Here is a 500-nt window from a genome sequence, read left to right as displayed (position 1 = left end):
TCGAGCAGGGCTGTCAGTTTGGCGGAAGGTTCGCCACTGCTGGTCGGGCCATCCAGCAAGCGCAGATCACAACAGCACTGACGCAGGCGCAACAAGGCTTCGAGAATGACGATCTGGCTGCGTGCCAGGCCCTGGCGCTGGATTTCTGCCCGGACCTTGTGATCGAGGGCCAGGCGCAGGGTTTCATAACGGTCGCGCTGAGCGGGGCTGAGGCTGACCCAGTGGGTGATTTCGGTCTTGGCGGGCAGCTCGCGGGCCACGTCCTCCTTGCGCCGACGCAACAGGAAGGGGCGGATGCGCTGGCGCAGTTGAGTCAGGCGCGGGCTGTCCGGCTGGCTTTCGATGGGCTGGCGGTAATGCCGGGTGAACTGCCGGCTGTCGCCGAGCCAGCCTGGCATCAGCAGGTTGAACAGCGCCCACAGCTCGCCCAGGTGATTTTCCAGGGGCGTGCCGGTCAGGCACAGGCGTTGCCGGCAGGTCAGCTGGCTGAGTGCCTGGTA

At 65.8% G+C, this 500-nt stretch carries 1 protein-coding gene; it reads right to left on the bottom strand.

Features of this window, described 5'->3' with window-relative positions; all coding sequences use genetic code 11:
- Positions 1–500 (bottom strand): SNF2-related protein (locus CFY91_RS15720; protein ID WP_243392530.1); only part of this gene is annotated, 500 nt, incomplete at both ends.

Source organism: Pseudomonas fluvialis (assembly GCF_002234375.1).
Classification (GTDB): domain Bacteria; phylum Pseudomonadota; class Gammaproteobacteria; order Pseudomonadales; family Pseudomonadaceae; genus Aquipseudomonas; species Aquipseudomonas fluvialis.
The sequence above is the reverse complement of the archived record's forward strand: the minus strand, read 5'-3'. Positions and strand labels throughout refer to the sequence as shown.